General features: G+C 63.4%; 5 protein-coding genes and 1 pseudogene. 3 read left to right on the top strand and 3 right to left on the bottom strand.

From position 1 onward, the window contains the following. Positions 1 to 1,098 (top strand): UPF0182 family protein (locus AC1DY5_RS45400; RefSeq protein ID WP_478120956.1); only part of this gene is annotated, 1,098 nt, incomplete at its 5' end. Positions 1,099 to 1,277: 179 nt separating this feature from the next. On the opposite strand, the pseudogene AC1DY5_RS45395 reads toward AC1DY5_RS45400, so the two are convergent. Then, positions 1,278 to 1,554 (bottom strand): annotated as a pseudogene (locus AC1DY5_RS45395) (group II intron maturase-specific domain-containing protein); the annotation flags it as partial. Between the two features lie 301 nt (positions 1,555 to 1,855). Further along, the gene (locus tag AC1DY5_RS45390; RefSeq protein ID WP_478120955.1) at positions 1,856 to 2,305 is read right to left on the bottom strand and encodes a hypothetical protein; all 450 of its coding nucleotides are present in this window, start codon (positions 2,303 to 2,305) and stop codon (positions 1,856 to 1,858) included. Positions 2,306 to 2,559: 254 nt separating this feature from the next. On the opposite strand from AC1DY5_RS45390, the gene AC1DY5_RS45385 reads away from it, so the two are divergent. Together AC1DY5_RS45385 and AC1DY5_RS45380 are read left to right on the top strand one after the other, a co-directional pair. Then, a complete protein-coding gene (locus tag AC1DY5_RS45385) occupies positions 2,560 to 2,829 on the top strand; it encodes a GlsB/YeaQ/YmgE family stress response membrane protein (protein WP_478120954.1) in 270 nt (89 codons plus the stop codon). Positions 2,830 to 2,840: 11 nt separating this feature from the next. Next, positions 2,841 to 3,308, top strand: coding sequence for a YidB family protein (locus AC1DY5_RS45380; RefSeq protein WP_478120953.1), 468 nt, complete (start codon positions 2,841 to 2,843; stop codon positions 3,306 to 3,308). Positions 3,309 to 3,635: 327 nt separating this feature from the next. On the opposite strand, the gene AC1DY5_RS45375 is transcribed toward AC1DY5_RS45380, so the two are convergent. After that, the coding region (locus tag AC1DY5_RS45375) for a hypothetical protein (RefSeq protein WP_478120952.1) at positions 3,636 to 4,031 on the bottom strand (396 nt) is incomplete at its 5' end.

Below are 4,031 nucleotides of genomic sequence, written 5' to 3'. Positions count from 1 at the left end.
ATCCAGGACCGGGTGCGCACGATCGCCCCGTTCCTCAGCCTGGACCATAACCCCTACATCGTCACGAGCGGCGGGCGGCTTTACTGGATCCAGGATGCCTACACCACCAGCCGCTGGTACCCATATTCCCAGCCGAGTACCGAAAAGGGCGACAACTACATCCGCAACGCGGTCAAGGTGGTGATCGATGCGTACAACGGGACTGCCGACTTCTATATAAGCGATCCTGCCGATCCCATCGTGCGGACGTACCAGCGCATTTTCCCGGGCCTGTTCAAGCCGCTGGGCGCGATGCCGCAGGACCTGCAGCAGCATATCCGCTACCCTGAGGATCTGTTCCTGATCCAGGCGCAGGTCTACCGCGCCTACCACATGGAAGCGCCGGAAGTCTTCTACAACCGCGAGGATCTCTGGCAGTTCCCGCGCAAACAGGCCGACATTGAGGCGGGGAACGCCCCCGGCATGCCGATGACGCCCTACTACATGATCGTACGGCTGCCCTCGGAGCCGCACGCCGAGTTTGTCCTCATGCTGCCGATGGTGCCCAGCCGGCGCGAGAACATGGTCGCGTGGTTAGCGGCGCGTTGCGATCCACCGGACTACGGCAAACTCGTCGTCTACGCGTTCCCGAAGGACAAGCTGGTCTACGGGCCGTTCCAGATCGAGGCCCGCATCCAGCAGAATACCGAGATCTCCCAGCAGATTTCGCTGTGGAACCAGATGGGTTCGCGCGTCATCCGCGGCCACCTCCAGGTTGTGCCCATCGAAAGCTCGATTCTCTATGTCTCTCCGCTTTACCTGCGCGCGGAGTCCGGCCAATTGCCCGAGTTGAAACGGGTGATCGCGGCCTATGGCGACCACGTGGTGATGGAGGAGACCATGGGCGCGGCCCTGGGGGCGCTCTTCAAGGAAGCTGCGCCGGTGGCAACGCCGCCCCAGGGCACGGCGGACGCCCGCGCCCGCGAGGCACTGGCCCACTATAACCGCGCTATCGAGCGCCTGAAGGCGGGCGACTGGAGCGGCTTCGGCGTCGAACTCGATGCCCTCCGGCCGCTACTCGAGGCGCTCGGCGCTGGGCGTTCCGAAGAACGGAAATAACGATTGGCGCCCGCTATCATCAGGGCGCTCTTGGTTGGTCCGACGACGAGGAGGCTTTCGCCCCATCCGGGAAAAAAAGTCACGCGGCGGGATCGGGATAGGGGGCAGTCTTCATAGACTGCGCCCCTCCCACACAACCCGGCATGCGGGTCCGCACCGGAGGGTTCGAGAGTCTTAGGTTATGAGAGTCGGGGCAGTCCCAAGCGATCAAACCAGGCGATGTCCAGCACGCTGTTGAGCAACTTGGCGCTATTGCGCCACCCCGGGACTTGCGCCCAGGGCGCGCAGTTCCCGGTACATCGTCGCGCCGCGCTTCCACTGCTTGAGCTGAAGCGCGCGCAGTCGGTGGCGCAGCCACTCGTCGAACTCGCGCCAGACCTTGGGCGTTTGCGCCAGCTCGAAGTAAGCCTTCCAGCCCCGCACGTAGGGGCACAGCTCTTGCATCACTTGGGCCATGTGGGCCTGCCGCTTTTGCGTTCTGGGCATCACTGCACAGTGCGGGGCAGAAGCACTATATCTAGGCCCCGTAATGGCTACACCCATTAGATGTAGTGTTTTATGCGAATTTCAACGATTGTGGAACGAGCTCCCCGGCGAGGCCGGACGCGCTTCATCCTCCGCTCGGCAACGTGTTCCAGGGCAATCCGAGCGCGTGGGTCTGAGGTCGGTGGCGTGGCAGAGTGGGGTCACCGATCCAAAGGACGAACCCGTAGCGCTTGTCTTGAGCGTAGCTCGGTGTTGGACCTTGCCAAGCCGGCTAGCGGCGTCCGCGCATCAACGTCAGCAGAACCGCGGTGAGCACCGCGCTACCCGCCGCGGCGTAGGCAACCGCCTTCATCGGCTCGTCGGCGGCGAACTGCATGCCCCGCTGCTTCAGATCGGCGGCCTGGCCCTTCATGCTGTCGATCTTCATGCCCGCCGCGTCGACCGCATCCTGGGCGTAGGCTTTGCCCGTTTGGGCTGCGGCACTCGCCTTGGCCTTCGCATCCTGCAAATAGCCTTGGGTCGCTTCCGCCGCCCTGCGCCCGAGGTTGTCGGCGTCCTCCGTGGCCCTGCGCATCGATGCACCCGCACCATCGCCTGAATGGCTGTTTTGGCTGTGCTGGCCGGGCTCCCGGGTATCGCTCCACGCGGAGTCGGATGATCCACCGGTGTTCTCCTGAGCCTCGGCGATATTGGTCTGGGGGTTAGATGAATTGCTTTCCATGGTGTCGTCCTCGATGTGATTGGGCCTTCGGCACATGCTGGGTTGCCAAGCTAGCCAGCGTGACAGGTATCGCCCCGGCAGCCGCGCAGTTTGATCAGCCGGCGGGCCGAAACGATGTAGGCGGCGGCTCGCTTGGACATGCATCACCGCCACGCAACCTGTTGCGTTTTCCTCTCACGATTAGAGGCTTTGTCCTATAGGGGCGCAGCGTCCACCGCACGACGCTGCGTCCCATCTCAACCAAGGAGCGGACCATGAATCTCATCATCTGGCTTGTCGTGGGCGGACTGATCGGCTGGGTCGCCAGCATGATCATGAGGACCGATGCGCAGCAAGGCGTGATCCTCAACGTGATCGTCGGCATTGTCGGATCGCTGCTCGGCGGCTGGCTCGTGGCGCCGCTGCTCGGGGCCGCGACGGTCAACCAGAACGACTTCAGCATCCGGGGTCTGCTGGCCTCGCTGATCGGCGCGGTGATCCTGCTAGGGATCGTCAACGTGGTGCGCCGCGGTCGCGTCCGCTGAAGGCGATCGTCATGGGACTGCTTAGCCAGATTCTCAACGGCCTGTCGGGCCACGGGTTCGGCGGCAATGACGGCCAGCGGCGCGGCGGCGGCATGAGCCCGGTGCTGATGGCGCTGCTGCCGGTGGTGCTCAGCATGATGAGCCAGCGCGGCGGGCAAGGCGCTGGCGCGGCCGGCGGCCTGGGCGACCTCGGCGACCTGATCGGCCAGCTCACGCAGAAGGGCTACGGTCGACAGGCCGACTCCTGGGTCGGAACCGGCGCGAACGAGGCCCTTCCGCCACAAGCCATCGACGAGGTCTTCGGCCATGACCAATTGCACCGGATCGCGCAGCAGGCGGGCATCGGCGACGACGAGGCGCGCACCGCCCTTTCGGAACTTCTGCCGGATGTGGTCGACCATTTCACGCCAGGCGGCAGCATGCCCGAAGGCGATCAGCTGTCGGCGAGCGTGGACGACAATCTGCGGCGGCTCACGTAGCCGCAGCTTGCGGCTTGCGCAACGAGCCCTGGAGCATCCGTGTAGCCTCGCGTCTCAGCATGCGCAACGCCTACTCGTCGTAGTCGGCATGAAAGCCAAGCCAAGCACGGTAGAAACTACTCATCCACCCGTGTCGCCGCCTCCAGCCGCGGCTGCAACGATCGCATCATTCGTTGTGTCATGTCTGCAACATAGGTCGTCACTCTGTTTCTATCCTCTGGCGCATTGAGGTCAGAGAAAGCGATGGTGGGAGATTGAATATAGACCTTGTTGCCATTGCGCTCCCAGGTGAGCTTCGCGCCGACCTCGCTCTCGAAGACATCACGGTCAGCCGAATCGCATCGTCATCCCGTAGAGCCTGTGCATCCATCTCGCGGCCCGGCCTTCGATGCCGCGTGCGCCGATGAATGCCTGTTTTGCGATCGCGACTTTTCTGGCATCGCGTTCATGGCCTTGCTTTTTGAGTGTCTGAACCAGTTGCTCGAAGGGCTGTAGCGACACCGAATTGTCACCCTCCGCCTCTTCGGCACCGTCGGAAAAGCGCCATGTGCGAATGGACCACCTTCGCTGGACGTATCTTCTCCTCTCCGCCTCCATCAACAGCGCTTCGGCATGTCCAGGGGCACCGATTGTATGAATCGTGCATATGCTGAATCCAACGCCGCGAGCTTGTCCCTCCATTCGGAAGGATCGACTGCCGCGCCACGCCGCACGCGCATGACC

Source organism: Variovorax sp. P4_D9, from assembly GCF_056401695.1.
Note: the sequence above shows the minus strand (reverse complement) of the source record. Positions and strands in the feature narration are given on the sequence as shown.